The sequence below is a fragment of the Nocardia ignorata NBRC 108230 genome (assembly GCF_001612905.1).
Taxonomy (GTDB): Bacteria; Actinomycetota; Actinomycetes; order Mycobacteriales; family Mycobacteriaceae; genus Nocardia; species Nocardia ignorata.
In genome coordinates, this window is record NZ_BDBI01000011.1 from 268,241 (window position 1) to 294,708 (window position 26,468).

Here is a 26,468-nt window from a genome sequence, read left to right on the forward strand (position 1 = left end):
GCCGATCCAGGCCCTGTGGGAGGATCGGCGCGTGCGGCTTGCGGTGGTCGAAGACGACGACGGAGTGGGCGACGCCCTGGTGGAGGCGCTCACCGCACGCGGCTACCGCGCCGAGCGCATGCGCCGCGGCGCCGACCTGCTCATCTCCCACCGCGACTACGACGCCGTCCTCCTCGACCTCGGCCTGCCGGACGCGGACGGATTGCAGGTACTTCGGCACCTGCGCGAGGTGAGCGCCGTTCCGGTGCTGATCCTGACCGCCCGCAGCGACGAACGGTCCATCGTGCGCGGGCTGCGCGGCGGGGCCGACGACTATGTGGTGAAACCACCGCGGATCGCGGAGCTGATGGCGCGGCTCGAGACGGTGCTGCGGCGGGCGGCCGCCGTCGCCAACCAGAGCAGAACCGAAGTCGTCACCGGGGACGTGCGCGTCGACCTGCGCGCCCGCACGGTCGAGGTTAACGGGACCCCGGTCTCGCTCACCCAGAAGGAATTCGAGCTGGTCGAGGCACTCGTGGAGCGACCGGGTGCGGCGGTGAGCAGGCAGCAGCTGATGGACCGCATCTGGGGCGACGCGTTCGTCGCGGTCTCCCGCTCCCTCGACGTCCACATGACCGGGTTGCGCGCCAAACTGAACCGGCCGGGACTGATCACCACCATTCGCGGCTACGGGTATCGGTGGGGGCAGTGATCGCGGGAGGACGCGCGTGCGCCGCAGGCTGCTGATCGTCCTCACCGTGTTCGCCGCGCTCGCGGTGCTGGCTTTCGCGGTGCCGCTGTCACTCACGGCTGCCACCAGCCGCACCCAGCAGTTGGTGCTCGGCCGTTCCGGCGACGCCGACCGTTTCGCCACGCTCGCCGACGGGGCCGGTTCCCCCGACGGGGTGCGCGCGCTCGCCGACGAGGTGCATCGCTATCACGAGCTGTACGGCGAGAACGTGCTCGTCGTCGACGCGCGGGGCGCGCCGATCGTGAATGCCGGTGTGGTGGTGGCCGATTCGCGCATCAGCGCGGCACTGGCGGCGGCGCGGCGCAACCAGCGTCCCCAGCACCAGGATCGGCTCAAGCCGTGGAGCGCACCGGTCATGCTCGTCGCGCGTCCCGTCGGCACCGGTGTGCAGGTGAACGGGGCCGTCGTGATCGAGGCGTCGACCGCGGCGGCTCGTGCCGCTATCGCCAGGACCTGGGCTGTGATCGCGGTCGGCGGGTTGGGCGCGATGATCGGGTTCATGCTGTTGGCGCTCGTTCTGAGCCGCTGGGTGCTGCGTCCGCTGGCCGCGATGTCGGACGCCGTCGCCGAGCTCACCGCAACCCTGCCCAAACCGCGCGGGCGCGCACCGATCACCAGGAACTACGGCGGCCCGCCCGAGGTTCGCGCGCTGGCCGAGTCCGTCGACGCCATGGCCACCGCGGTCGGCGACTCCGCCGACGCGCAACGTCAACTCGTCGCCGACACCGCGCATGCCATGCGTAACCCACTGGCCGCCTTGATGATTCGGCTCGACTCACTCGAGTACGCCGTGCCCGCGACCGCGTCGGCGACCTTTCGTGGTGCTACCGCGGAAGTGGAACGGTTGACCGCGCTGCTGGACGACCTGTTGGAGCTCGCCGTCGCGGAAGTGCCCGCGTCGTTCGGGACCGCGGCGTCCGAGAAAGAACAGTGCGATCCGGCGCAGGTTGTCACCGACCGCATCGATGCGTGGGTGTCGGCTTTCCAGGATGCGGGTATCCAGTTGGCGGCCCTCCCGCGGACGTCTGTCGTCCGGCCGTTGGATTCGAGTGCTGCGTCCGGTGGGACCAACGTTGCCGTTGCTCGCGCTTCGTCGTCGGAAGGTAGTGGCGCGAGCAGCTCGGCCGCGGCGATCAGTTCGGCGGCGCTGGCGCAGATTCTCGATGTGGCGCTGAGCAATTCCTGCCGATACGCGGGTGCCGGCGCGCACACCCAGGTCACCATCGAGGCCGAGCCGGGCTGGGTGACGGTTCGGGTCGCCGATGACGGGATCGGTGTCGCACCGGAGGAACTCGACAAACTCACCACCCGCTTCTTCCGCGGCACCACGGCCGTACCGGGCGGCACCGGGCTCGGACTCTCGATCGCGCAGGCATTGGCCAGAGCGCACGGTGGCGAACTGGCGGTGGAGGCGGTGCGGCCACACGGCCTCGCCGTGGCGATCCGGCTACCGGCGGTGCTTCGATGAGCGGCGCGGTGCCGATGACGCGTCGTCGGATGCTCGCGCTGACCGCACTCGCCTCGGCGGCGCTCTTCGGCTGCGGCACGGGCGACCGGTCGACAGTGCGCTTGGCCTCCGGCGAGGACGGCGGCTTCTATTTCGCCTTCGCCCGGCTGCTGGCAGACGCGGCCGCGAACGAAACCGACACCGTCCGGATCGAGCCGGTGGAAACCGCGGGCTCGCAACAGAATCTGCGGATGATCGCCGACGGCGAGGTCGAAACCGCACTGGCACTGGCGGATTCGGTCGGCGACTTCGGCAGCCGAGTACTGGCATTGGGCCGCGTGTACGAGAACTACCTGCAGTTGGCGGTCCGTGCCGACAGCGACGTCGAACAGATAGCCGACCTGCGTGGCCGACGGGTGAACCTCGGCGCGGCCGGTTCGGGTGCCGCGCTGACCGGTGCACGCCTCCTGGCCGCGGCAGGCCTGGACCCGGCCGCCGGTGTGGTCATCGAACATCGTCCCCTGCGCGAGGCCACCCGGGCATTGACCGACGGCGGCATCGACGCCTTGCTGTGGGCAGGCGGCGTACCGACCGCCGCCCTCACCGTGCCCGATCCGATGCGGCTGCTCGACCTCGGCGCGCTGGTCGCACCGATGCGCGCGGAGTACGGCCCCGTCTACGACCACGTCGCCATCCCCGCCGACGCCTACCCGGGCAGCCCCGCTGTCCACACCATCGGCGTCACCAACCTGCTTCTCGCCACCGCGACCCTGCCCGACGAGACAGCCGCCGCCATCGTCGAACTCCTCCTCTGGCACGCCGATGCCCTGGTCCCCGCCGAGGCCGCGGGCACCCAATTCCTCGACGGCCGTTTCCTCATCGGCACCGGCACCGTCCCCCTGCACCCCGCCGCGGCCGAGGTCTACCGCCGCTGGCACGGCTGACCGGTTGCCCCAGGCACGTTGCTCGTGCGGGTTCCCCTACTGCTGTCCGATACGCCGCACCATCGCGCTCACGCGAGCGAAGCCTGGATGCCTCGATTCCTCGACAGTCACGACAACCTCTTGCTACAGTCCCAGACAGAAAACTACGGGCGCGTAGTAATGCATGTACGCCAGGGTAGAAATCTCGCCGGTAGTGGTCGCACGAGTCCACCACCGCATTCACACAGAGGCGGTTGTGATGGGTTCGAAATCTATATCCACCAGTGTGCCAACAGATTTCGACCTCATTGTCTCCTTCTGTCTGGACTGGTGGCGCAACCATCCGCGATGCGCGACAGAGACCGCGGGACGACAGGTCAGCATGGCCTGGCAAGCCACTGCAGAGCTGATCCGAGCACTCGCCGATCGCCGTTTCCCGCTAGCCGAATTCCTTCGGCAGAGCTCCTTCATGGCAACTGTCTCAGTCACTCCGACACTCCTGGTTGCCATTCCCATCGCCGCGATCGTCTCGATCCAGATCGGCGCCCTGGTCAGCCAAGTCGGGGCCACCACGTTCATCGGTGCCGTCAACGGCCTCGGCATCATTCGGCAGGGCGCCCCACTTGTCACCTCGCTGATGATCGCGGGTGCGGTCGGCTCCTCGATCTGCGCGGATCTGGGATCCCGCACGATCCGGGAGGAGATCGACGCGATGCGGGTGATGGGCGTCGACCCGGTGCGCAGGCTCGTGGCACCACGACTGCTGGCGGCGGTGCTGGTGAGCATGCTGTTGTGCGGGTTCGTCGTGTTCATCGGTTTCGCCACCGGCTACCTGTTCGACATCTTCGTCCAGGACGGCACGCCCGGCTCCTACCTCAGTACATTCGCCTCGTTCGCCGTCGCGAGCGACCTGCTGGTCGCGCTGGTGAAGGCGGCGGTGTTCGGCGCGCTCACCGCGATCATCGCCTGTGATTGCGGCCTGAACACCAAAGGCGGCCCCGGTGGGGTCGCCGACGCGGTGAACTCCGCGGTGGTCAGTTCGGCGATCGTGCTCTTCGCGGCCAATATCGCGCTCACCCAGATCTACAACACCCTGCTGCCGTCCAAGGTGCTCTGAGATGTCGAACTACACGCCACCCCTGCTGCGTCCGTTCCACGCGGCGCGAACAGCGACAACGCCGGTCGTCGAGGCGAACGTGCGGATGGGCCACCAGGGCGTCGTCTTCGTGCGAGCGCTGCTCGCCGTTCCGTTCGTGCTGCGGCACTACCGAAGAGAAGTCACACGGTTGATCATCGATGTCACCTGGGGCAACGGCGCACTGGTCGTCGGCGGTGGCACCGCCGGGGTGATCGTGATCCTGTGCGGTTTCGGGGGCGTCACCGTCGGCATGGAATCACACACCGCGCTCGATCTGTTGACGATGAGCCCGCTCACCGGCGCGATCTCGGGTTTCGCCACCACCAGGGAGCTGGCCCCGCTACTGGCGACCATCGCGTTCGCCGCCCAGGCGGGTTGCCGATTCACCGCACAGATCGGGTCGATGCGGATCGCCGAGGAGATCGACGCGCTCGAGTCGATGGCCATCCGCCCCCTCCCCTACCTGATCACCACCCGCATGCTCGCCGCCGCCGTCGCGATTCTGCCGCTGTACGCCGTCGGCATGGCCACCGCGTACCTGACCACCAAGATCACCGCGATCTTCCTCGGCGGCAACGGCATCGGCACCTACGACCACTACTTCCACCAGTTCCTCGACCCGGGCGACATCGTCTACTCGGTACTCAAGGCGGTCGCGTTCGTGCTCGTCGCCACGTTCGTCCAGTGCTACTTCGGCTACATCGCCGCCGGCGGACCGGAAGGCGTCGGCGTCGCGGCCGGGCGAGCCATCAAGGTGACGATCATCGTCGTCGTCTTCCTGAATCTGCTTCTCACACTGGCTATCTGGGGCGTCGACTCCGGCATCCGGATCTCGGGATAGGGGAAACGACATGTATCCAGATCCCAGTGGGCGCGGCTGGTCGCGTCGGCGACTCGGCGCGGCCGGGGTGGCGATGACACTGAGCCTGTCCGGGGTGGTCGCGTTGCTCGGGCTGCGATACAGCGGACACTTCGAGGACACCGTCGCGGTGACCGCCCTCATGACGAGCACCGGCGACGGACTGCCCGCGCGCGCCGACGTGCGCTTTCGCGGACTGCTGGTCGGCTCGGTGTCCGCGGTGGAGATCGCCGAGCAAGGTCTTCGGCAACGCGTGGACCTGGAGCTGGAACCGGGTGTCGCCGCGGGAATCCCGGCCACGGTGACGGCGCGGGTCGTTCCGGCCAATATCTTCGGCGTCACAGCGATCGAGCTCGTGGACAACGGGCCGTCCACCACACCCTTGCACGCCGGAGCGGTGATCGAGCAGGACACCGGTCGGGCCACGGTGGCGCTACAGACGACGCTGACCACCCTGCGCGATGTGCTCGACCGCGTGCAGCCCGCCACGCTTGCCCGGGTGCTCGCCACACTGGCCGAAGCGCTCGACGGCGACGCCCGGCTACCCGGTTCGACGATCGAACGCCTCGACCGGTGGATCACCGAGGTACGCGCCCTGCCCGGAATAGGTGAGCTGCTCGGGAATCTCGGGGCAGCCACTGCCGCGGTGAACCAGTCGGCGCCAGAACTCGCCGACGCCCTCGGTAAGTCGGTCCAGACGGCCCAGACCATCACCGCGCGCCGCAATCAGGTCATCGAACTGCTCGCCTCGGCGGAGGCGGCAACCGTCGCCACCCAGGCGCTCTTCGCGCGCAACCCCGATGCGGGCAAGGAACTCGTGGTCGGGCTGGACGCGACCTTCGGTGCGCTCGCTGCCGATCCGGCGGCGATGACCGAAACTGTTACCGCGCTCGGTGATTCGCTAAGCCGACTCGCCACGGTGTTCCACTGGGGTCCCAGCAAACAGATGCAGTGGGACATCACCGTCTCGTTCACACCGTTCCGCCAGTACACAGCTGCCGACTGCCCCCGCTACGGCAGCCAGGCGGGTCCGCGATGCGATACCGCGACAATTCCTGATTCTCCTGCGGCACAGAATTTTCCACCGCAGCTGCGGCCGGGCCACCTTCCAGCCGCCGGACCCGCACCCAGCCCGGTGGTGCCCGGCCTCCCGGCCTTGCCGACCGTGCCCGGACTGTCGCTGCCCGGTGCGGCGGTCCCCGGCCTCACCGCACCGCCCGGTTCCCCACCACCCGCCGGACCGATCGCCCTCACCGGACCCGCCGCGGTGGCCGGGTTCCTGGGCGCACGCCCGAACACCACACAGTTGCTTCTGCTCGGCTCCGCGCTCACCGGCGCGACCGTCACAGTCACACCCAAGCCCTCGGGAGGACACTGAGATGCGCCCTCGCACAACGCACCTCGGGCTCGCTGTCTTCGTGACCCTGTCCGTGCTCGCGACCTTCACGATCTGGTCGACGTTGCAGCGCTCGGTCCCCGGTGACACCCACCGCTACAGTGCGACCTTCACCGATGTGCTCGGTTTACGTACCGGCGACGACGTGCGGATCGCCGGTGTGCGGATCGGCCGGGTGGACGCGATCGACCTGGTCGACCGCAAGCACGCCAGGGTGACCTTGTCCGTGCAGTCGCGGCAACAGCTGAGCACCACCACGAAAGCGCTGATCCGCTATCAGAATCTGATCGGCCAGCGCTATGTGGCACTGACTCCTGGCGAATCGCCGGGCGAACCGCTGCCTGCCGGCGGCTCGATCCCCTTGGAGCGCACCGAGTCCTCCTTCGACGTCTCGACCATGCTGTCGGGCTTCGAGCCGTTGTTCAGCCTGCTGCAACCCGACGACGTGAACTCGCTGTCGGAAACCCTCGTGCAGGCGCTGCAAGGCGACGGAGTGTCGTTGTCGGCGCTGATCACTCAGGCCGCCGCACTGGCAGCTACCTTCTCCGAGCGCGACGAGATCCTCGGCGCGGTGATCAGCAATCTCAGCGATGTCATCACCAGCCTGGCTCATCGCAGCGGCGAGCTGGAAACTTTGATCGCCCAGTCGCGCGCCCTGGTCACCGGGCTCCACGAACAGGGCGCGGTGCTCAGTGGGGCGGTCACCGGGATCGCCGAATCGACGACGAAACTCACCGATCTCATCGCTCGCGTCGCGCCGGGAATGGCGCAGGCACAGCGGCAGGCCGTCGCGGGCGTGGATCTGCTGCTCACCAATGGCGCCCGCTTGGACCAGGCGGCAGTCGAACTACCGCTGATCATGTCCGGGCTCGCCCGGATCAGCGGCAACGGCACCTACGTCAACACCTATGTCTGCAACCTCGATGTCTCGCTGTGGGGCGTGCTGTTCCCCCGCGGCGTGCTCTCCCAGGTCGGCGGCAACGCGCACTCGGAGGTCTGTCGATGATCGGATTCCTGTTCCAGCTGATCCGGACGACCCTGGTCGACGCGTTCGGCAACCGGAACTTCTCGCTGGGCATCGCGGCAGGGGTGACGGTGACAGCGGTGGTCCTCGGGTCCGGGCTGCTGTCTCGTGCGCACCTGGGCGAGGCGACCCTGCGGGCCGAATTCGCCCAGGCGGCCGGTCTTCGCACCGGCAACAGCGTCGATGTAGCCGGGATCGAAGTCGGCACGGTCACTTCGGTACGACTGGAACGCGACCGCGTGCTGGTCACGATGAGCGTGCGCCCCGACCTCGGCCTCGGCCACGACGCCGAGGCTGCGATCAAGATGTCGACCATTCTCGGGAAGATGCACGTCGAGCTCGACCCGGGCACCGACGGCGAGCTGCCCGATGCCCGTATCCCGTTGTCGGCCACCACCGTTCCCTACAACCTGGCCAAGGTCGTGAACGACCCGACCTACCGCAACTCCTTCGAGCATCTCGAACGGCTCGACCCGAACGCGTTGCGCGCGAGCCTGGACACGGTGGCCACCCAGCTGGGCGATTCACCGCACCTCACCGCGCAGGCACTCGACAGCGTCGGCGCGCTGGCCCGGGTGATCGCCTCCCGGCGCGACGAGGTGGACCAACTGCTGAACAGCATGGACCAGGTGTCGGGTCTGATCGCCGACAACCAGAACAGCGTGCTCGAGCTGCTCACCAAAGGCGAGGCGATCGGCGCCGCCGTCAGCCGCCGCCGCGACCTGATCGCAGACCTGCTCGACAACATCGCCGCCGCGTCGAAGATCTTGCAGGACATGGGCGTCGAGGACGGCGGAAGGCTCGGCCCGCTCATCCACAGTCTGAACACGATGTCACAGGGCCTGGAAAAGAACCGCGACCACCTCGCCGCGCTGTACCAGGTGATGCCGGTAGCCGTTCGCCAATTCAACAACACGTTCGCGCAGGGACCCTACGGCGACATCTACATGCCGTGGCTGTTCCCGGACAACTGGCTGTGCCTGGCCGGCGCCGTCGAAGGGTGCAAGTAGATGCGAAGACTGCTCCAATGCCTCGCGCTGGTGATCACTACCGGCATCGGTGCGGGCTGTTCCTCGATTCCGGTGTCGCTACAGCCGGACGCCGTCCACCTCACCGCCGACTTCGAAAGCACCGCGGGCTTGTTCGTCGGCAGCGACGTAGCGGTCCTCGGTGTCCCGATCGGACGGGTCGACGCGATCGCGCCCAAGGGGGCGTTCGTCGAGGTCGCGATGACCATCGAGCCAGGCGTCGAACTGCCCGCCGACGTCAAGGCGGCGCTGGTCTCGCCGCAGCTCATCACCAACCGCCACGTCGAGTTGACCCCGGCAGGCACCGGCGGTGGACCGCCCCTGGCCGACGGCGCGCACATCCCGCTGGCCAGGACGAGGACACCGGTCGAACTCGACCGTATCCTGCGCAATTTCGAACAGCTCGGCGAAGCGTTGAAGGGCGACAACGCGAACGGCCCGATGGCCAGCCGGGTGTTGTTCCCGATGCTCGACGGCAACGGAGACCGGATCCGCGAGACCCTCGACGCGCTGGCGACCACCTTCGACGTGTCGCTGGCCAACAGCGACCAGATCTCGCGCACCATCGTAGAACTCAACGACCTCACCACGATGATCGCCGGAAACGACCGGACGGTGCGAGATTTCAGCGGTCGGCTGACCGAACTGGTCACGCTGCTCGAAGAGCAGGCTCCGGGGCTGGGCGCGGTCCTCACCCAGGTGAACGATTTCATCGCCAACACCTCCACCGTCCTGGCCGACAACCACACCCCGCTCACCGACGCGGTGAACCGCCTGGTCGCCATCACCGGCCAGATGCGGGACAACGCACGCGGACTCACCGAGATCGTCGACGTGACGCCCCTGATGGCCGACAATTTCGCGCGCGCCGTCAACCCGGAACAGCGGGCCCTGCGGTTGCACCTGCTCACCGACAAGTCCGTGCTCGACAGCGAAGCTCTCGCGCTGCTGTGCGCCCGGTTGTCCCTGCGCTCCGACGGCTGCCGGACGGGCAAACTGATGGACTTCGGGCCGGACTTCGGTCTGACCGCCGCACTGCTGGGACTCACCGCATGAGCCGGACCGCCCGCTGCACGGCCGCCGCGCTCACCGCCCTCGGCGTTTGCTCGTGCACGGTCACCGTCGACGACGTCCCACTGCCCCGCCCCGGTGTCGACGGGCCCTCCTACCGATTGCACGCGGTCTTCGACGACGCGCTCAACCTGCCCGAGCGCGCACGGGTCAAGATCGGCGGCACCGACGTCGGCGTGGTGACCGGAATCGAGACGACGAACTTCCGCGCCGAGGTCGAACTCGAACTGCGCCGCGATATCGCGTTACCGCACGGCACCCGAGCGGAACTGCGACAACCTACTCCCCTGGGCGACCTCCATGTCGCCATCGTGTTGCCGCAGCACCGTCCCGGCAACTCGCTGCTCACCGACGGTGATGTCATCGACCGCGAGCACACGTCGGCGGGCGCCTCGGTGGAGGAGCTGATGACCGCGATGTCGCTGCTGCTCGACGGCGGCGCGATGAATCAAGTCGCGCGGATCACCTCCGAGCTCGCCGCCATCGTCGGCGGGCGAGGCCCGCAGTTGTCGCATCTGCTCACCGAACTCACCGCGACGCTCACCGCGCTGAATCAGCGTACCGCGCAGCTCGATTCGGTTCTGCACGGTCTCCACGGGCTCACCACCACCCTGCGGGCACGCAAGACCGAACTCGGCCGGGCCGCCGACACCTTCCCGGAACTGATCGGGGTGATCGGCGAGAACAACCGCGCCATCACCGATCTCACGACGAAGGTGTCCACGGTGACCGCCGCGCTCGGCGATTTCACCTCGACCACCGGCCCGCAGTTTCTGAGCCTGTTCGACAGTGTGCAAGAACTGATGAGCGGCTTCACCCGGATGGGGGACGACCTGGCCACCACCTTGGACCGGCTCAACACGGTGGCCCCGGTGGCACGGGCTTCGATGCGCGGGTCGAGTCTCGCCGTGGCGGCACGCATCTCGTACCTCGACGTCGGCGCCCTCACCGATACCGAGGGCAGCCGGTTGCCGGACGGCACCGACGTCACCGCCTTCGTCGGCAGCCTTGCCCAGGTGCTCGCGCGGGTGCTCGGCCGCTTGCAAGGGGGTCACCGATGATCGGGTGGACCGCCACCGTCGTCGTCCGGCTGGCCAGCTGGGCGCACGACCACAAGACCATGGGAGCCGTGCTTGGCATGGTCGCCATGCTGGCGGCGGGCTCTAGTTACATCGCCATCGATGTGATCGGTGTGCGGCCGTTGCACACCACCTATACCGTGCGCGTCCAGCTCGACAGCTCCGGCGGACTGCTCCCCCACAGCAACGTCACGGTGCGCGGGGTCGAGGTCGGGTCGGTGCGCGCGATCCGCATCGACGGGTCGGGCGTCCTCGCTGAGGCCGAAATCGACAGTGCAACAATGATTCCCGTCGGCACGCCGGTGGCGGTGAGTCGCCTGTCGGCGGCGGGCGAGCAGTACCTCGATTTCCGGCCCGTCACCGGCGAGGCGCCCTATCTCGCCGACGGGGCGACCGTGCCCGCCGACCAGGTGAGCACGCCGGTGACGATCGACTCGTTCCTGGACAACACCGGCGCTCTGATCGCCGGGATGAATCCGGACCGGCTCACCGCGATCGTCGACGAACTCGACCGCGCGCTGCGTGGCGGCCCCCAGGTGCTGCGCAGGGTGATCAGTGGCTTGAGCCAGGCGACGGCCGGACTCGCCGAGCTGCTGCCCCAGACCACCGAACTGATCCGCAACCTGAGCGTCATCGCCGCCACCACCGCTCACGCCCAGCCCGACCTCGCCACCCTGGTGCGGGGTTCGAGCACGCTGTTCGACCAGATGAACGCCGCCGACCACGAAGTGCGCGAACTCCTCGAGCAGGGGCCGGACCGGCTCGCGACACTCGACGGTGTTCTCACCGAGACCGGTGACCCGCTGACCAGTCTGGTCACCAATTTCGTCGCCATCACCCGCGCGGCACGCTTGCGCACACCGGCCATGACGGCATTGTTCCCCTCCTTGCGCACCGCGGTGATCGCACTGGGAATCCCCGCCCACGACAACGCCTTTCACACCATGGCCGACATCTGGCCGCGCCCCACCTGTGAGTACGAGACCGTCCCGGTCTCCCCCGCCGAGATCTCCGACGGCCGCACCCGCCTCTACAACTACTGCGTCACCGACCACCCCGAACTGCAGATCCGCGGGTCGGCGAACGCGCCGCGCCCCGCCGGGCCCGACAACGGTTCGGGCCCGCCACCCGGAGTCACCGGCGACGAGTTGTCCGTCCCCTTGCCCGCCAATTGACTCCTACCCACGCAGAGGAATCCTCGTATGACAACCGAACCCGACAACCCACTCGCCGACGACCCGAGTCCGGAGAGCTCCGCGCCGGTTACGGAACCTCGGCGAAAAACACTGCGCCGCATGCTGTTTCCGGCAGCAGCGGTCACCACGATCGGCGCCGTCGCGATCGCGACATTGCTCGCCGTGGACAATCACCGCATCCGTGCCCGCGAGCAGGCCCGCGACGCCGCGCTCCAGGCCGCCTGCGCCTACGCCCCCACCCTGGCCAGCTACGACGCCAAGGACCTCGACACCTATTTCGCCGCGGTGCTGGCAGGGGCCACCGGCGCCTGGCGCACCGAATTCGACGCCACCAGCAAGGATCTGCGTGAGGTGCTCGTGCAGGGCCAGGTCGTCTCCACCGTCGGCAACGTCACCTGCGCCATCGAGTCCGCCGACGAGACCACCGCGCGGGCCGTGGCCGTCATCAATCAGACCATCACCAGCCTCGGTACCCGAGGTACGCCCGCTCCCGGCCAGCTCTCGGTGAACATGTCGCTGCGCAGGGACACCGACCGCTGGCTGGTCAGCGAACTCAGCACTCCGTTGCTCACACGATGAAGGAGGGCCACATGGGCTCTTTGCGAACCTGGTTTTCACTACCCGAGGTGGAACCGGCCGAGGACTACGGCTTCTTCGGACCCGAATCCGTCGCATGGCGGGTATGGAGTTACCCGACCGGATTGACGATCGGTTTCCAACGCGCGGTCGTCATCGAGGAACTCGATCCGAACCTCATCGCGGCTGTCGATGCGACCAGCGCGATCTATACGCGCCCGCGCACTCGTTACGACCGCACGCTGCGCTATTTCGCCATGGTGATGTTCGCCGACAGCCGGTCGACGGTCAGCGCGGCCGATATTCTGGTCAAGATCCACTCCAAGGCTGTCGGGATCGATCCGGTGACCGGTCGGCACTACGACGCCAACGATCCGGATTCGCAATTGTGGATCCATCTGACCGCATGGCATTCGCTCCTGATCGCCTACGAGAAGTACGGCCCCGGACGGCTCAGCGCGGCGGACGAATCGCGGTATTGGCACGAGTGCGCCCGTGCCGCGGAACTGCAGACCTGTGACCCGGCAGACATTCCCCGCACCCGCGAGGGCGTCGCCCAGTATTTCGAACGTATGCGCCCGCAGCTGATCGGATCCGACATCGCGAAGAAGGCGATGAATCACCTGCTCGACGCCGAGGTGATGCTGCCGCCGATGCCGCTGGTACTGCGTCCGATGTTCAAGCTCGTGGCGGCTTTCCTGCGACGCGGCACGCTGGCGACGATGCCGCGGTGGATGCGGGAGATGGCGGGCCTGCCGACCGGACGGGTTCTCGACGCACTCGTCGTGCCATGGCTCAGCGCGGCGATGACCCTGGTCAGCTTCAACGTCCGGCTCGAACTGCTTCTGCTGCAACTCATCTCGCCGACGACGGTGCCGGTCGCGGGGCCGGTCCTGCTCGGCATACCGCCGAAGAACCCGGTGACGACCACACCGCGGCAAGCACAGCGGACATACGGATACGACATCCCCGCTCGAGCCCATCACGCACTCCGCCGCAAGCAGCGCGATCGCGTGTTGAGCAGAGGACTCCCGCCCTCGGACGAGGGGCTCATCGAATCGCAGCCGATCCTCGGCGACATGGCCTGAACGAAGGAGAGAACACGTGCTCACGAAACTCATGGAACGTCGGCTCAGTATCCGTCAGATGATGTACCTGGCAATCGCGGGTGGCATTCCCTATGTCGCGATCGGGCTGGTGTGGTTGCTCTCGCATCGAGATCACCTCGGCGAGCTGTCCGGGCTGGACCGATTCTTCTCGATCCTCGGCCAGGTGATCGCCTGGCCGGTACTGCTCGTCGCCGACGTCGACCTGCGGTAGAGGTCCGCGAAATCACCGGGAGTCGGTGCTCGGCTCCTGGGGCAAGGTCCGCACCATGGAACGGACGGTGGCGCGCAGTCGTTCGGGTGGAAAACGTTGCGGGTCCGAGAGCACCATCCTGCCGAGCACCTCGGTGAAACCGAGCATGACATGGGCGATCAGCTCCACATCGGCATCGTGTGGTCCGCCGCGCACCGCGAAACCCGCGTTCAGCAGGTCCACACACTGGTCGAGCAATTTGTCGCGGGCGGCAGCGAGCAATTCCCGGTAATCGGCCGGAGCCCCGTCGCTGTGCATCAGAATCAGGCGCCAACGCGTCGGCGCCGCCGCCACCGATTCGAGAAAGGCCATGACTGCTCCGACATATTCGCGGTCGGGATCCGATCCGCGCAGATCACCCGGCATCGCCGCGAAAACCTGCGCCATTCCGCGCGAGTGCTCCCGGTGCAGCAGGTGTGCCACCAGCTCCGGCGCGGTCGGAAACATCGCGTACAGCACCGGTTTGGCGACGCCCGCTTCCTTGGCGACCGCCTGCATGGTCAAGTTCGCGATACCTTCGCTGCCGACCACCCGCAGGGCGGCGTCGAGCAGTTGCGTTCGACGTTCGTCCGGCGGCAGCCGAGGGCCGTTGCGGCGCTTCGGTCGAACCTCGGAACTGCTGTCGGTACCCACCTGACCATCATCCCCCACGCGCTGTCGTCAACGCGGGGTCAGACCCGGGCGGCGACGAAGGCCGCGGCTTCCTGGGCGTACCCCTGGTATTGCAGGTGGACGTTCCAGTCCGTTCCCTGTGGGTCGCATACCGGGTCGTCGTCGTTGCACACGTCGTAGGTGCGATCGGCGTACACGCCGGTGACCTCACGTCCCACCCCGCGAATAGGATTGCCGAACAACAGGATCGCCGCGATCCTCGGCGAGAGCTCTGCGGGCAGGGTGGCCACGATCGGCCCGCCGACCCGGGCGCCCTCGCTGCTGATCCCGATCGAGTTGTCCACCACGTTGGCGCCCTGGGAGTAGCCGACGAGCACGAACTTCTGATCCGGGCAGGCCGCCGCCCGTTCGACCACATGATCGACCAGGTCCCGGTTGCCTGCTTGCACGGAGGCGGGCTGGTCGTAACCGGCCGGGTACTGCACCCGGTAGGCGTTCGTCGACTGCGACAAGGCGGCATCGATGGCCGCGTACACCGGGTTGCCGACCACGGAGCCCAGCCAGTACTGGCTCCACAGGCCGCCGGGTTCGTTGGTTCCGCGCGCGGCGACGACGTGTACGTCTACGCAGCCCGCCGCCTGGGCGGGAGCGGTACCCACCACGCTGGTCATGGTGCCCGCCAGTACGGCGGCGGAAAGTGCCAGGCCCACGCGGGCGCGGATGTCGATCACGGCTCGTCCTTCGCATCGGTCGTCGATGGTCGAGAGCGTATGCGGACCGACCCGGGCCGAACGGTGCACGGCACGCGCTTTTGGCCCGGTTCACACCGAATGCAACGACCACGCCACTGTTCGGTCACCGATTTCCAGGGGCCGTCGGCTCAGCTGCAGCAGTTGGGGTCGAGCACCGTGCACAGCGCCGACAGCGCCTCGCGGCGTGCCCGGTGGAAGGTGTTCATCCCACGTCGCTCGGACTCGACGAGACCGGCCTTACGCAACTGCCCGAGATGATGCGAGACGGTCGACTCGCTCAGCTCCACGGCACTGGCCAGGTCACCACCATTGCTCTCCCCTACCGGAGTGGTGAGCAGCAATGACAGCAGTTTCACCCGGACCGGGTCGGCGATGGCCTTGAGCCGCAACGCCACCTCCAGCGCGGCGGCATCGTCGACCGGCGCCGCCGCCACGGGTGCGCAGCAGACGGGAGCGGACATATCGATCACGGGTAGCGCCTTGGGCATGTCGACGACTCTACGCTCGGTATTGACATATGTCGAAAAGGTGAGCACACTCGAGTTCGCAAGTTCTTCGACATATGTCTCACAAGTGGAGGTTCGATCATGTCCCGAATTCAGCTGGCCCTCAATGTCGACGATCTCGACCAGGCCGTGCGTTTCTACTCGACCCTGTTCGCCACCGAGCCGGCCAAGCGCAAGCCCGGCTACGCCAACTTCGCCGTCACCGACCCGCCGCTCAAGCTGGTGCTGATCGAGAACGCGGGCAAGGGCGGCAGCCTCAACCATCTCGGCGTGGAGGTCGAGTCGTCCGAGCAGGTACACGGCGAGATCGCGCGCCTGTCGCAGGCGGGGTTGTTCACCGAGGAGCAGATCGCCACGACCTGTTGCTTCGCCACCCAGGACAAGGTGTGGGTGAGCGCGCCCGACGCCGAGCGGTGGGAGGTCTACACCGTCCTGGCCGACAGCGAAACCTTCGGTAGCGCACCGCAACTCGCCGAAGTGGAGCAGGGCGACGCGTGCTGCGGCACCGCAGCGGAGGCCGAGGCGGAAGGCGCCTGCTGCGGCACCGAGGCCAAGCAGAAGGCGGTGGCGTCGGGCGCGAGTTGCTGCAGCTGACGAGTCGGCCCGGTGCGGGAATGCCTGAGCCGGGCCAGAACTCGATGTTCCGCGGAGTTGACGCGTCCGAAAGAGTGAGTGTACAGTCACTCACATGAGCAAGAGCGGAGCAACACTCTCCCGATCCGACATCCGCCGCGACGCCGTGGTCGACGCCGCGATCCTCGAGTTCGCCCGCACCGGCTACCACGGCACCCCGATCAGCACGGTCGCGGCGACGGCACAGATCTCCCCTGCCTATGTATTCAAGCTGTTCCCCGGCAAGGTCGCCCTGTTCGTCGCCGCGCTCGAGCGGTGCTTCGACCGGATCGCGGCGGCCATGTCGGCCGGTGCGGCACAGTCGGCCGGCGACAGCCCCGAGCAGATCCTCTACGACATGGGCGGCGCCTATGCGCAGTTGATCAGCGATCGGAGCTTGCTCATGCTGCAGGTCCACGCCCAATCGGTGGCCGAGGTGCCCGAGATCGGCGCGGCGATGCGTGCCGGGCTCGCCCGGATCACCGAACTAGCCAAACACCGCTCCGGCGCCGCGGACGAGCACGTCCAGCGGTTCATCGCCTTCGGCCAGCTCTGCCACCTCATCACCACTCTCGGCCTCGACGGCGACGACAGCCCGTGGGCGAGGATCGTCACCGCGGGCATCCGACACCCGGACGCCGGCTGACCAACCGATGCCCCCTCGCGGGGCATTTTTTCGACCCATCGAGTGATTGACCAGTCACACACTAGGAGAATCATGTCTGTCGTCGCCACCGAAATCGTCCTGCCCGATCGGGTCGATCCTGATGGTCTGCTGGTGACCCGGCGTCCGTTGCCCGCCCCCGGTCCCGGCCAGGCCGTGGTCGCGGTCGAGGCGAGCGGCGTCTCGTTCGCCGAGCAGCAGATGCGGCGCGGCAAGTACTACGACCAGCCACCTTTCCCCTTCGTTCCCGGTTACGACCTGGTCGGTACCGTCTCCGCGGTCGGTGCCGGCGTCGAGCCGGACATGGTCGGCCGCCGGGTGGCCGCGCTGACCAAGATCGGCGGATGGAGCAGTCACGCCGTGCTCGATGCCGCCGATCTCGTCGCGGTGCCCGACGGGCTCGCTGCCGATGCGGCGGAAACCTTTGTCGTCAACGGCATCACGGCCTGGCAGATGTTGTTCCGCATCGCGAAGGCGCGCACCGGGCAGACCGTGCTGGTGCACGGCGCCAACGGGGGCGTCGGCTCGACACTGGTGCAGCTGGCCCGCTCGAAGGGCATTCAGGTCATCGGCACGTCGTCGGCGCGTCATGCCGAGGCGGTGCGTGCGCTCGGCGCCAGTTGGGTGGACTATCGCGGCGATGTGGGTCGACAGGTCCGGGCGCTGGCACCCGGTGGCGTGGACGCGGTGTTCGATCACATCGGCGGCCCGGGGATCGCGGATTCGTTCGCACTGCTCGCGCCCGGTGGCACCCTGGTGTCCTACGGCACCGCGTCGACCAAGGACGACGAGGGCGATTCGCGGCTTCCGGTCCTGCGGTTGCTCGTCCGGTTGCTGGTGTGGAACGCGTTGCCCAACAAGCGCAATGCGCATTTCTTCAATCTGTGGGCGGGCAAGCGCGATCTGCCGCGTTTCCGTGCCCGCATCGCCGAGGACCTGTCGGCCGTTTTCGATCTCGCCGCGCGCGGTGTGCTGCGCGCGCAGATCGGTGCGCGCGTGCCGCTGTCGGAGGCCGGGCGAGCGATGCGGCTGGCCGAATCTCGCACCGTCGTCGGCAAAGTCGTCCTGGTCGCCGACACCGAGTCCTGAGATTTCCTATTGGTGCTCATCACGGCACCGATTTCGGCAGTGGCCGACGAGAACTTGCGAACGCTGTCGTTCCCCCAACGGTTCCGGACTCGTCGTCGAGCCCTGTTCCGCGGCGGTTCGCTGCGCTTCCCTTCCCCTTCTCACTGTATACACGATCGCGGCCGCTCATGAGACATCGAAATGTGGTCCATAATCGCTCGCGTACTGCTGAAATCGCAGGTGAGGAGTGGGTTATGAATGTTGTTCTGGAGTTCGGGCAGATCGACCGGTCACAGGTGGGAATCGTCGGGGGCAAGGGTGCGAACCTGGGTGAGCTGGCGCGCATCGAGGGGGTGCGGGTGCCCGAGGGGTTCTGTGTGACGACCGAGGCGTTCGACCGGGCGCTGGCAGGCGCGTCGGCGGTCCGGGAACGGATCGGCGAACTGGCGGCCCTCTCGCCCGACGACCGGGCGGGGATCGCCGCGGCAAGTGCGGCGATCCGCGGGGCTGTCGAGGAACTGCCGGTGCCCGAGGACGTGGCGGCCGAGATCGTCGCCGCGCATGCCCGGCTCGGCACCGACGCCGCGTACGCGGTGCGTTCCAGCGCCACGGCCGAGGATCTGCCGACCGCGTCGTTCGCCGGCCAGCAGGACACCTACCTGAATGTGATCGGCGCGGCGGAGGTGCTCGATCATGTCCGCCGGTGCTGGGCGTCGCTGTTCACCGACCGTGCGGTGACCTACCGCCTGCGAAACGGGTTCGACAGCACCATGATCCGGATGGCGGTCGTGGTGCAGCGGATGGTGTTCCCGCGTGCGTCGGGCATTCTGATGACGGCCGACCCGGTGACGTCCGATCGGACCGTCGTCTCCATCGACGCCGGTTTCGGTCTCGGTGAAGCACTGGTTTCCGGTCTGGTGAACGCCGATGTGTACAAGGTGCGCGACGGGGAGGTCAGCAAGACCATCGCCACCAAGAAGATCGCCGTCGAACCGGTGGACACGGGCGGCACCGAGGTGCGCGATATCGACGAGGACCGCCGCAACGAACCCGTCCTCTCGGATGCCGAGGTGCTGCGACTGGCCGAATTGGGCCGGCGCATCGAGGCGCATTTCGGCTCGCCCCAGGACATCGAGTGGTGTCTCGACGACGAGATCCGGCTCGTACAGAGCAGGCCGATCACCACCCTGTTCCCGATTCCCGAGGCGGCCGACGACGCCCACCGCGTGTATGTGTCGGTCGGTCATCAGCAGATGATGACCGACGCGATGAAACCCCTCGGGATTTCGCTGTGGCAGCTCACCAGCCACGCGGCCATGCGTGACGCGGGCGGGCGGTTGTTCGTCGACGTCACCGAGCGATTGGCCTCGCCGACGGTCGGTCCGGCGCTGGCCGAGGCGCTCGGCAAGTCCGATCCGCTGATGGGCGACGCACTGCGCACCGTGCTCGAGCGCGGCTTCGTTCCCGTTGTGCCGCAGACCGATCCGGTTGCCGCGCCGCCCGCACCCGCTCCGATCGACACCGACCCGGCGATCGTCGACGAACTGATCGCCGACTGCGAGGCCTCGCTCGCCGTGCTGAAACGCGACATCGCCCCCCTGTCCGGCTCCGCCCTGCTCGATTTCATCCACACCGATATCGCGGAGCTGCGCCGAGTGTTGTTCTCCCCGCGCGGATTGCAGATCATCACGGCCGCCATGGAGGCGACCGAATGGCTCAACGACCGCCTGGGCGAATGGCTCGGAGAGAAGAACGCCGCCGATGCGCTCACCCAGTCGGTGCCGGGCAATGTCACCTCGGAAATGGGATTGGCGTTGCTCGATGTCGCCGATGCCATCCGCCCGCACCCGCAGGTGATCGAGTATCTGCGTGCGGTCGAGGAGAACGGCACGAACGATTTCCTCGATGAACTCGAGCAGCGTCCGGGCGGGCCCACGGCGCGGGTCGCGATCACCGAATTCCTCGACAGATACGGCATGCGGTGCGTCGGCGAAATCGACATCACCCGGACACGGTGGAGCGAGGACCCGACCACTCTCGTGCCGACCATCCTCGGTAATGTGCGCAACTTCGGAAACGGCGCGGGCACAGAACGTTTCGAGGACGGTTTGCGCGACGCCGAAGCGCAGCGGGCACGGATCCTGCGGGAATTGCGGGCGCTGCCCGACGGGGAGAGCAAGGCCTCCGAAACCGAGCGGATGATCGACCGGGTCCGCACCTTCGCCGGTTACCGGGAGTACCCGAAGTACGGCATGGTCAGCCGCTACTTCGTGTACAAGCAGGCATTGTCGCGTGAAGCCGAGCGACTCGTGGCGGCCGGCGTACTCCAGGAACCCGACGACATCTACTACCTGCGGTTCGACGAATTGCGTGAGGTGGTGCGCGTCCAGCATGCGGACCAGGCCCTCGTCGCCCAGCGCAGAGATGCGTTCGATATCTTCCGGACGCTCAGTGCGCCAAGGGTGCTCACCTCCGACGGTGAGGCGGTGACCGGCGCGTATCGACGCGAAGACCTACCCGAGGGCGCTCTGCCGGGGATGGCGGTCTCGGCGGGAACGATCGAAGGTCGGGCCCGGGTGGTCCTCGACATCGGTCAGGCCGATCTGGAAGCGGGCGACATTCTCGTCACCGCCTACACCGACCCCAGCTGGACCCCGCTGTTCGTCGGTATCGCCGGCCTGGTCACCGAAGTGGGCGGCCTGATGACCCACGGCGCGGTCATCGCCCGCGAATACGGGCTACCCGCCGTGGTCGGGGTGGAACACGCGACCGACCTGATCCGCGACGGGCAGCGCATCCGGGTGAACGGCGCCGACGGCTATGTCGAAATCCTGACCTAGCCGTCGGCGAGACGCACGTTCGCGGCCGCCGCGGTGACATGCAGACCGTCGGCGGCCGGGGTGATCGCGGTGATACGCGCCCCGAGCGGCAGACTCTGCAAGGGAACGACGAAGGTCAGGCTCCGCTGGATCAGGCCGAGAGAAATCGTCGGACCCCCGGCCGCGTGACGCACGGACACGGGCGTCACCTCGATGCCGTCGGCGGTCGGCGCGACGGTGACGATGACCGTGGCGGGCACCATGATCCCGGCGACCGGGAACCGGCCCGCCACGCTCAAACCGTCCGCCCCGAATTCGATGGAGTCCACGTCGTCGGGAGCGAACCCTCGTACGACGTCGTAGGGGACGACAGCCGTCGCCGTGGCCGTGGCCGCCGCCAGGTTCGAGGTCCGGTTGCCGAGCACATCGCCCAGCGGTGCGGACACATCCTGCAGGGTTACGTCGAGGTCGCGCACGGTGATGTCGTCACCGGTCCAGTCGCCTACCGCGATGTCGATCACCGGATACCGGCCGTCGAGCGCCTGGGTGAGGAACGGGAAACCACGGATGTCGACATCGGGCTGTCGCGTGAGCTGGTATTCGGCGGCGATCTGGCGTCCGATCGCGTTCTGTGCCAGCACGAGCGCGACCCGGTCGCCGGCGACCAGCGCGATCGCCGCCACGATCAGCAACGTCAACAACGTGCGCACGCTCAATCCCTTCGCCGCACCGGTGTAGCCAGTGGTCGCCCATGCTACGGCGCGGGCGCCGGTTCGTCCGGCCCGATTGGACCGCGACACAGTGGGTATTGCCGTCCATACGCAGTCCATCGGAGGGAAGGATCGACCATGGCGTACCCCGCCCACCAACGCTCCCCCATGTCGCGCCGCACCGGGCGCGAATTCCCCGACCACGCCCGAACCACCCGCAGCCACGCCGGTGAAGGCCTGGAGGACGGATACAATTTCCCCGGCATCGTCCTGTGCGCTATGGCCGTGATCGCCCTGGGCCTGTGCCTGACGGCCGCTGGATACGGCTTCGCGGGCTGGGGTGCCATCGCCGCCGTGGCCGCCGCGACGCTGGCCGTCGCCGGTGTCACCTGGTTGCTGCTGGAACACCGGCGCGTGAAGTCCAAGGAAGGCCTGAATCTCACCGATCAACGCGGTCACTAGCCGAGCCGCGCTCGACGCCTCCGGCCTGTGTCAGGCCGGGGGCGTTTTCCTGTGCGGCCCCCGCGGCGCCCCGGGGTAGCGTCGGCGTCATGGCCGACGACCACCGGATGGGCAGCGGTTCGGACACGATCCACGACGAGCACCACGACATGTCTTCGGGGCATCATCACGGCGGACACGTGGCCATGTTCCGGCGGTTGTTCTGGGTGATGCTCGCCTTAGCCGTGCCGGTGGTCGCCGCCGACATGATGTTCGCCGAACTCGTCGGCTACACCGTGCCGACGGGGTTGCGGTGGGTGTCGCCGGTGCTCGGCACCGTCATGTATTTCTGGGGCGGCCGGCCGTTCCTCACCGGAGCCGTCGACGAGATCCGGGCGCGCAAACCCGCCATGATGCTGCTGATCTCGCTGGCCATCACCGTGGCCTTCCTCGCGTCCTGGGGCTCGACGCTCGGCGTGCTGCACCACGAGCTCGACTACTGGTGGGAACTGGCGCTGCTGATCGTGATCATGCTGCTCGGTCACTGGATCGAGATGCGCTCGCTCGGGCAGGCCTCGAGCGCGCTGGAATCGCTGGCCGCGCTGCTGCCCGACGAGGCCGAACGCGTCCGCGACGACGGCTCGACCGACACCGTCCGGGTCGACGAACTACGCGCCGGTGACCGCGTCGTCGTGCGACCGGGCAGTCGGGTGCCCGCCGACGGGCTCGTCGAGTCGGGCAGCGCCGATGTCGACGAGTCCATGATCACCGGCGAATCCCGGCCCGTGCGTCGCGAACCGGGCGACAAGGTCGTCGCGGGCACGGTCACCACCGATTCGGCGCTGCGGGTGCGTGTCACCGCCGTCGGTGCCGATACCGCCCTCGCCGGCATCCAGCGGCTGGTCGCCGAAGCCCAGAATTCCTCCTCACGCGCCCAGGTACTCGCCGACCGGGCGGCGGGCTGGCTGTTCTGGTTCGCCGCCGGGTCCGCCGCGATCACGGCCGTCGTCTGGCTGGCCCTCGGCCGACCCGAGGATGCCGTCACCCGGACCATCACCGTGCTGGTCATCGCCTGCCCGCACGCCCTCGGCCTGGCGATTCCGCTCGTGGTGTCGATCGCCACCGAACGCGCCGCGAAAGCCGGAGTGCTCATCACCGATCGCCGTGCGCTCGAAGCGATGCGCACTGTCGATGCGATCCTGTTCGACAAGACCGGCACCCTCACGCGTGGCGCGCCCGCCGTCGTCGGAACCACCGCCACCCGGTCGGGCCTCGCGGACGACGAAGTTCTCGCCCTGGCCGCGGCCGCCGAATCCGAGAGCGAGCATCCGCTCGGACGCGCCATCGTCGACACCGCGACCGAACGCGGTATCCACGTCCCCGCCGCCACGGAGTTCACCGCCCACAACGGTGTGGGTGTGCGTGCGACGGTCGACGGTTCGACGATCGAGGTCGGCGGTCCCGCCCTGCTGCATCGCCACCACCTCGAGCCCGCCGAGGCCACCGCCCGCTGGTCCGCGCAGGGTTCGACGGTGCTGCACGTACTGCGCGACGGCGAGCTGATCGGCGCGCTCGCCCTGGCCGACGAGGTACGCCCCGAATCCGCGCAGGCGATCCAGGCGCTGCATCGCCGGGGCATCCACGTCGCCATGATCACCGGTGACGCCGAACCGGTGGCCCGTGCTGTCGCCGAGCAGCTCGATATCGACCAGGTGTTCGCCGGGGTCCTACCCAAGGACAAGGGCGACAAGGTGCGTTCGCTGCAGGAGGCCGGGCGCACCGTGGCCATGGTCGGTGACGGTGTCAACGACGCGCCCGCCCTCGCGCAGGCCGATGTGGGTATCGCGATCGGCGCGGGCACCGACGTGGCCATCGCCTCCGCGGGTGTGGTCCTGGCCTCCGACGACCCGCGCGCGGTGGTCTCGGTGATCGAGCTGTCACAGGCCACCTACCGCAAGATGATCCAGAATCTGGTGTGGGCGGCGGGGTACAACATCATCGCCGTGCCGCTGGCCGCCGGTGTGCTCGCGCCCTGGGGTATCACCATGCCGATGGAGGTCGGGGCGCTGCTCATGTCGGCGTCCACGATCGTCGTCGCGCTGAACGCTCAGTTGTTGCGGCGCATCGACCTCGACCCGGCCACCGTGGTGCGGGAGTGAGCCGTCATCCGATGGCGAAGGCGACGAAGAATCCGGCCGCCGTCGCCATTCCGACCCACCAGCCGCCCTCCCGATATGCCTCCGGCACAAGGGAATCCGTGAGCATCGCGATCGTCGCACCGCCCGCGAACGCCTGCACCGCGCTGATGGCGGTGCCGGAGATGGTGTCGGCCAGCGCGTTGCCGAGCACGGTGACCCCGACGAGTACGGCCGAGGTGATCGCCCACAGACCGAACGTGCGGCCCGGTGAGAATCCGTGCTGGTCGCGCAGGAACGCGACCGCGCTCACCGCTTCGGGCACGTTGCCCACCGCGATGGCGACCAGCAGCACCAGTCCCCCACCCCCGACCAACGACACACCCAGCGCCGTGTTCTCGGGAATTCCGTCGAGCACCGTGCCGAGCAACAGCGCCCACCCGATCGCGGCCCCGCCCAGCTTGTTCTCGATCAGATGGTCGGCGACCACATACATGCCGGCGCCCGCGAACAGCGCGATTCCCGCGATCACCGCCCCGTCGCGCCGGAACGCGGGCGCGAACAACTCCTCCGACACCGCCGCGATCATCGTTCCCGCGCCGAACGCCATCAGGGTCGCCAGCACCGGCCGAGGCAGCGTCCACCGCACGCCGATCGCCACCCCGATCATCAGCGGAACCACGGTTCCCAGCCCGTAGAGCAGCGCAGTGAGCATGCGCAGAGCCTATCGAGACAGTGGCCGCCGCCGGGGTTCATGGCGCGTGGCGCGTTCGGCGAGGACACTTGGGAACAAATACGCCGATGTTCCGAGGAGGAGTGATCATGGCGGATGACAGGCCATTCGATGCCGATGATTTCGAACGGGTTCTGCGTGGGGCCAGCGATGAGATCCGCGGATTGCTCGGAAAGGCGGGGGGATTCCTGGATCAGTCGGTGCTGAATTCGCTGTTCGGGCAGTTCACCGGGCCCCAGCACGCGCCCGAACCCGAGACCACCGGGGATACCGGGGGCGGGGTGTGGGCGATCTACACCATCGACGAGGACGGGCAGGCGCGGGTGGATCAGGTGTTTCCGAGCGAACTCGAGGCGCTGCGGGCGCATCGCGACAACACCGATGAGCATCGTCGGGTGCGTTTTCTGCCCTACGGGGTTCCGGTCAGCGTGCTCGACGCGCCCTGACCTTACTGGGTTCCCTTGCCGCCCTTACCTTTTCCCTTCCCTTTGCCTTTACCCTTACCTTTCCCCTTGCCCTCACTTTTTCCGCCGGGCTCCTTCTCCTCGTCGACGACGGTCCCCTCGTCTTGGGCGGCGGCGACCGACGGCTGGACGGGTTGGACAGGATGGGCGCTCGCCGCACCGCCTGCCAGCAGGACCGTGAGAACTCCGACCGCCGCGGCGGTGGCGAAAGTGTGAGTCGACAACGTGAGCCCCTTCTCGTGGTGGAAAGTGCTACCTCTGCGATCAACCGGTCCAGCGTAACCGGCTGTCGGCCGGATCGTCGCCGGCGACGCCTGGGCCCCGCCATGTCACCCGCAGACGAGTGCACCGGGTCAGGAATGGTTGCGCAGGATCTCGACGATCGCGGTCTGGCCGAGCCGCTCCGCGTTCTCGAGCACCGTGTGGCCTTCGGCGTCGCGGATGTTCGGGTCGGCGCCGGCATCGAGGAGAGCGGTGACCGTGTCCTGGTATCTCTGGGAGCCGTCGCCGTAGATCACGGCTTCCTGCAGGGCCGTCCAGCGGGGTGTGTTCACGTGGTCGACGTCGACACCCGCCTCGATCAGGATCCGTACCGTCGAGACGAATCCGTGCTCGGCCGCCGGGATCAGCGCGGTGCCGCCGTATCGGTTCAGGCTGCGCACGTCGGCACCGTGCGCGAGGGTCATCGTCAGGATCTCGTCGTAGCCTTCGGCGCCCGCGTACAGGTAGGCCGAATCCTGCATGTCGTCCTTGGTGTTGACATCGGCACCCGCATCGATCAGGACTCGTGCCGCGGCGGTGGCCTGAGTCTTCACGGCCGTCACCAGTGGCGTGCGGCCCTCGTCGTCGCGCGCTTCCAGGGGTGCGCCGCGGTCGAGCAGTTCTCGCACGCGAATCCCGTCGTCGGCGGCCGCGGCCTCGTGCAGCGGTCCGGCGAGCGCGGGATCGGACGGTGCCGACGTCGGCGCGCCGGTCGGACCCGCGGCGGTGGTCGTAGCCGCTGTGGTGGTCGTCTGCGTGGTCGACGGCGCGTCAGACCCGGTGGGTGAGTCGGTCGAGCACGCGGTGGACAGCACCGCCGTCCCGGCGAGCGCCAGCATTGCCATGCGGATCGAGGTGATCATGT

General features: G+C 68.0%; 28 protein-coding genes. 21 read left to right on the forward strand and 7 right to left on the reverse strand.

Going from position 1 to position 26,468, the window contains the following annotated elements:
- The first annotated feature begins 31 nt into the window (after positions 1–31).
- The 14 genes from NI2_RS10635 to NI2_RS10700 all read left to right on the forward strand — a co-directional run bounded on the left by NI2_RS10635 (position 32) and on the right by NI2_RS10700 (position 13,787).
- The gene (locus NI2_RS10635; protein ID WP_067489201.1) at positions 32–691 is read left to right on the forward strand and encodes a response regulator transcription factor; all 660 of its coding nucleotides are present in this window, start codon (positions 32–34) and stop codon (positions 689–691) included.
- Positions 692–707: 16 nt separating this feature from the next.
- A complete protein-coding gene (locus NI2_RS10640; RefSeq protein WP_067488939.1) occupies positions 708–2,198 on the forward strand; it encodes a sensor histidine kinase in 1,491 nt (496 codons plus the stop codon).
- Positions 2,195–3,121 carry a TAXI family TRAP transporter solute-binding subunit gene (locus NI2_RS10645; RefSeq protein ID WP_084476307.1) on the forward strand — a complete coding sequence of 309 codons (927 nt, stop codon included), beginning with the start codon at positions 2,195–2,197 and terminating at the stop codon, positions 3,119–3,121. Before NI2_RS10640 ends, NI2_RS10645 begins: the two co-directional genes overlap by 4 nt.
- 238 nt (positions 3,122–3,359) lie before the next feature.
- Positions 3,360–4,217, forward strand: a complete 858-nt coding sequence (locus NI2_RS10650; RefSeq protein ID WP_084476309.1) for an MlaE family ABC transporter permease — start codon at positions 3,360–3,362, stop codon at positions 4,215–4,217.
- 1 nt (position 4,218) lies between these two features.
- On the forward strand, positions 4,219–5,079 hold the full coding sequence (locus tag NI2_RS10655) for an ABC transporter permease (RefSeq protein ID WP_067488943.1): 861 nt from the start codon (positions 4,219–4,221) through the stop codon (positions 5,077–5,079).
- 10 nt (positions 5,080–5,089) lie between these two features.
- Complete coding sequence (locus NI2_RS10660) at positions 5,090–6,475, forward strand: MlaD family protein (RefSeq protein ID WP_067488945.1); 1,386 nt, start codon at positions 5,090–5,092, stop codon at positions 6,473–6,475.
- Position 6,476: 1 nt separating this feature from the next.
- Entirely contained in the window at positions 6,477–7,499 is a 1,023-nt protein-coding gene (locus tag NI2_RS10665) for an MCE family protein (protein ID WP_067488947.1), read from the forward strand.
- Complete coding sequence (locus NI2_RS10670; protein ID WP_067488949.1) at positions 7,496–8,527, forward strand: MlaD family protein; 1,032 nt, start codon at positions 7,496–7,498, stop codon at positions 8,525–8,527. Before NI2_RS10665 ends, NI2_RS10670 begins: the two co-directional genes overlap by 4 nt.
- A complete protein-coding gene (locus NI2_RS10675; RefSeq protein ID WP_067488950.1) occupies positions 8,528–9,601 on the forward strand; it encodes an MCE family protein in 1,074 nt (357 codons plus the stop codon). It begins immediately after the preceding gene.
- Positions 9,598–10,677: an MCE family protein gene (locus NI2_RS10680; protein ID WP_067488952.1), complete on the forward strand. Its 1,080-nt coding sequence runs from the start codon at positions 9,598–9,600 to the stop codon at positions 10,675–10,677. The genes NI2_RS10675 and NI2_RS10680 overlap by 4 nt, the downstream gene beginning before the upstream one ends.
- Positions 10,674–11,870, forward strand: coding sequence for an MCE family protein (locus NI2_RS10685; RefSeq protein ID WP_084476311.1), 1,197 nt, complete (start codon positions 10,674–10,676; stop codon positions 11,868–11,870). Before NI2_RS10680 ends, NI2_RS10685 begins: the two co-directional genes overlap by 4 nt.
- 27 nt (positions 11,871–11,897) lie before the next feature.
- The gene (locus NI2_RS10690; protein ID WP_067488954.1) at positions 11,898–12,470 is read left to right on the forward strand and encodes an Rv1363c family protein; all 573 of its coding nucleotides are present in this window, start codon (positions 11,898–11,900) and stop codon (positions 12,468–12,470) included.
- 11 nt (positions 12,471–12,481) lie between these two features.
- Complete coding sequence (locus NI2_RS10695) at positions 12,482–13,555, forward strand: oxygenase MpaB family protein (protein ID WP_067488956.1); 1,074 nt, start codon at positions 12,482–12,484, stop codon at positions 13,553–13,555.
- 16 nt (positions 13,556–13,571) lie between these two features.
- The gene (locus tag NI2_RS10700; RefSeq protein ID WP_243749965.1) at positions 13,572–13,787 is read left to right on the forward strand and encodes a hypothetical protein; all 216 of its coding nucleotides are present in this window, start codon (positions 13,572–13,574) and stop codon (positions 13,785–13,787) included.
- 12 nt (positions 13,788–13,799) lie between these two features.
- On the opposite strand, the gene NI2_RS10705 is transcribed toward NI2_RS10700, so the two are convergent.
- The 3 genes from NI2_RS10705 to NI2_RS10715 all read right to left on the reverse strand — a co-directional run bounded on the left by NI2_RS10705 (position 13,800) and on the right by NI2_RS10715 (position 15,678).
- Complete coding sequence (locus NI2_RS10705; protein ID WP_084457009.1) at positions 13,800–14,459, reverse strand: TetR/AcrR family transcriptional regulator; 660 nt, start codon at positions 14,457–14,459, stop codon at positions 13,800–13,802.
- Positions 14,460–14,497: 38 nt separating this feature from the next.
- Positions 14,498–15,169 carry a cutinase family protein gene (locus tag NI2_RS10710; RefSeq protein ID WP_243749966.1) on the reverse strand — a complete coding sequence of 224 codons (672 nt, stop codon included), beginning with the start codon at positions 15,167–15,169 and terminating at the stop codon, positions 14,498–14,500.
- A gap of 149 nt (positions 15,170–15,318) precedes the next feature.
- Positions 15,319–15,678 carry an Rv2640c family ArsR-like transcriptional regulator gene (locus NI2_RS10715; RefSeq protein ID WP_067488958.1) on the reverse strand — a complete coding sequence of 120 codons (360 nt, stop codon included), beginning with the start codon at positions 15,676–15,678 and terminating at the stop codon, positions 15,319–15,321.
- A gap of 99 nt (positions 15,679–15,777) precedes the next feature.
- Here NI2_RS10715 and NI2_RS10720 point away from each other — a divergent pair, with 99 nt between their 5' ends.
- The 4 genes from NI2_RS10720 (at position 15,778) to rph (ending at position 20,880) form a co-directional block, all read left to right on the forward strand.
- Positions 15,778–16,290: an ArsI/CadI family heavy metal resistance metalloenzyme gene (locus NI2_RS10720; RefSeq protein WP_067488960.1), complete on the forward strand. Its 513-nt coding sequence runs from the start codon at positions 15,778–15,780 to the stop codon at positions 16,288–16,290.
- A 94-nt stretch (positions 16,291–16,384) separates the two neighbouring features.
- Positions 16,385–16,954: a TetR/AcrR family transcriptional regulator gene (locus NI2_RS10725; RefSeq protein ID WP_067488962.1), complete on the forward strand. Its 570-nt coding sequence runs from the start codon at positions 16,385–16,387 to the stop codon at positions 16,952–16,954.
- 72 nt (positions 16,955–17,026) lie between these two features.
- Positions 17,027–18,061, forward strand: coding sequence for a medium chain dehydrogenase/reductase family protein (locus NI2_RS10730; RefSeq protein WP_067488964.1), 1,035 nt, complete (start codon positions 17,027–17,029; stop codon positions 18,059–18,061).
- A 233-nt stretch (positions 18,062–18,294) separates the two neighbouring features.
- Positions 18,295–20,880, forward strand: coding sequence for a rifamycin-inactivating phosphotransferase (gene rph, locus NI2_RS10735; protein ID WP_067488966.1), 2,586 nt, complete (start codon positions 18,295–18,297; stop codon positions 20,878–20,880).
- Here rph and NI2_RS10740 read toward each other — a convergent pair.
- Positions 20,877–21,569: an LmeA family phospholipid-binding protein gene (locus NI2_RS10740; protein ID WP_067489214.1), complete on the reverse strand. Its 693-nt coding sequence runs from the start codon at positions 21,567–21,569 to the stop codon at positions 20,877–20,879. The two genes, rph and NI2_RS10740, sit on opposite strands and share 4 nt — an antisense overlap.
- Before the next feature lie 138 nt (positions 21,570–21,707).
- Between NI2_RS10740 and NI2_RS10745 the strand changes: the two genes are divergently transcribed.
- Together NI2_RS10745 and NI2_RS10750 are read left to right on the forward strand one after the other, a co-directional pair.
- On the forward strand, positions 21,708–22,031 hold the full coding sequence (locus tag NI2_RS10745; protein ID WP_243749967.1) for a hypothetical protein: 324 nt from the start codon (positions 21,708–21,710) through the stop codon (positions 22,029–22,031).
- Between the two features lie 89 nt (positions 22,032–22,120).
- Positions 22,121–24,169 (forward strand): heavy metal translocating P-type ATPase, encoded by a 2,049-nt coding sequence (locus NI2_RS10750; RefSeq protein WP_084476313.1) that lies wholly within the window; start codon positions 22,121–22,123, stop codon positions 24,167–24,169.
- Between the two features lie 4 nt (positions 24,170–24,173).
- Here NI2_RS10750 and NI2_RS10755 read toward each other — a convergent pair whose 3' ends face one another.
- The gene (locus NI2_RS10755) at positions 24,174–24,860 is read right to left on the reverse strand and encodes a ZIP family metal transporter (protein ID WP_067488970.1); all 687 of its coding nucleotides are present in this window, start codon (positions 24,858–24,860) and stop codon (positions 24,174–24,176) included.
- Between the two features lie 107 nt (positions 24,861–24,967).
- On the opposite strand from NI2_RS10755, the gene NI2_RS10760 reads away from it, so the two are divergent.
- Positions 24,968–25,324, forward strand: coding sequence for an Rv0313 family protein (locus NI2_RS10760; protein ID WP_067489220.1), 357 nt, complete (start codon positions 24,968–24,970; stop codon positions 25,322–25,324).
- A gap of 2 nt (positions 25,325–25,326) precedes the next feature.
- Here the strand turns inward: NI2_RS10760 and NI2_RS33010 are convergent, their stop codons facing one another.
- Together NI2_RS33010 and NI2_RS10765 are read right to left on the reverse strand one after the other, a co-directional pair.
- Complete coding sequence (locus NI2_RS33010; RefSeq protein WP_084476315.1) at positions 25,327–25,566, reverse strand: hypothetical protein; 240 nt, start codon at positions 25,564–25,566, stop codon at positions 25,327–25,329.
- Positions 25,567–25,695: 129 nt separating this feature from the next.
- Positions 25,696–26,466 (reverse strand): ankyrin repeat domain-containing protein, encoded by a 771-nt coding sequence (locus tag NI2_RS10765; protein ID WP_067488972.1) that lies wholly within the window; start codon positions 26,464–26,466, stop codon positions 25,696–25,698.
- Positions 26,467–26,468 lie beyond the last annotated feature (2 nt).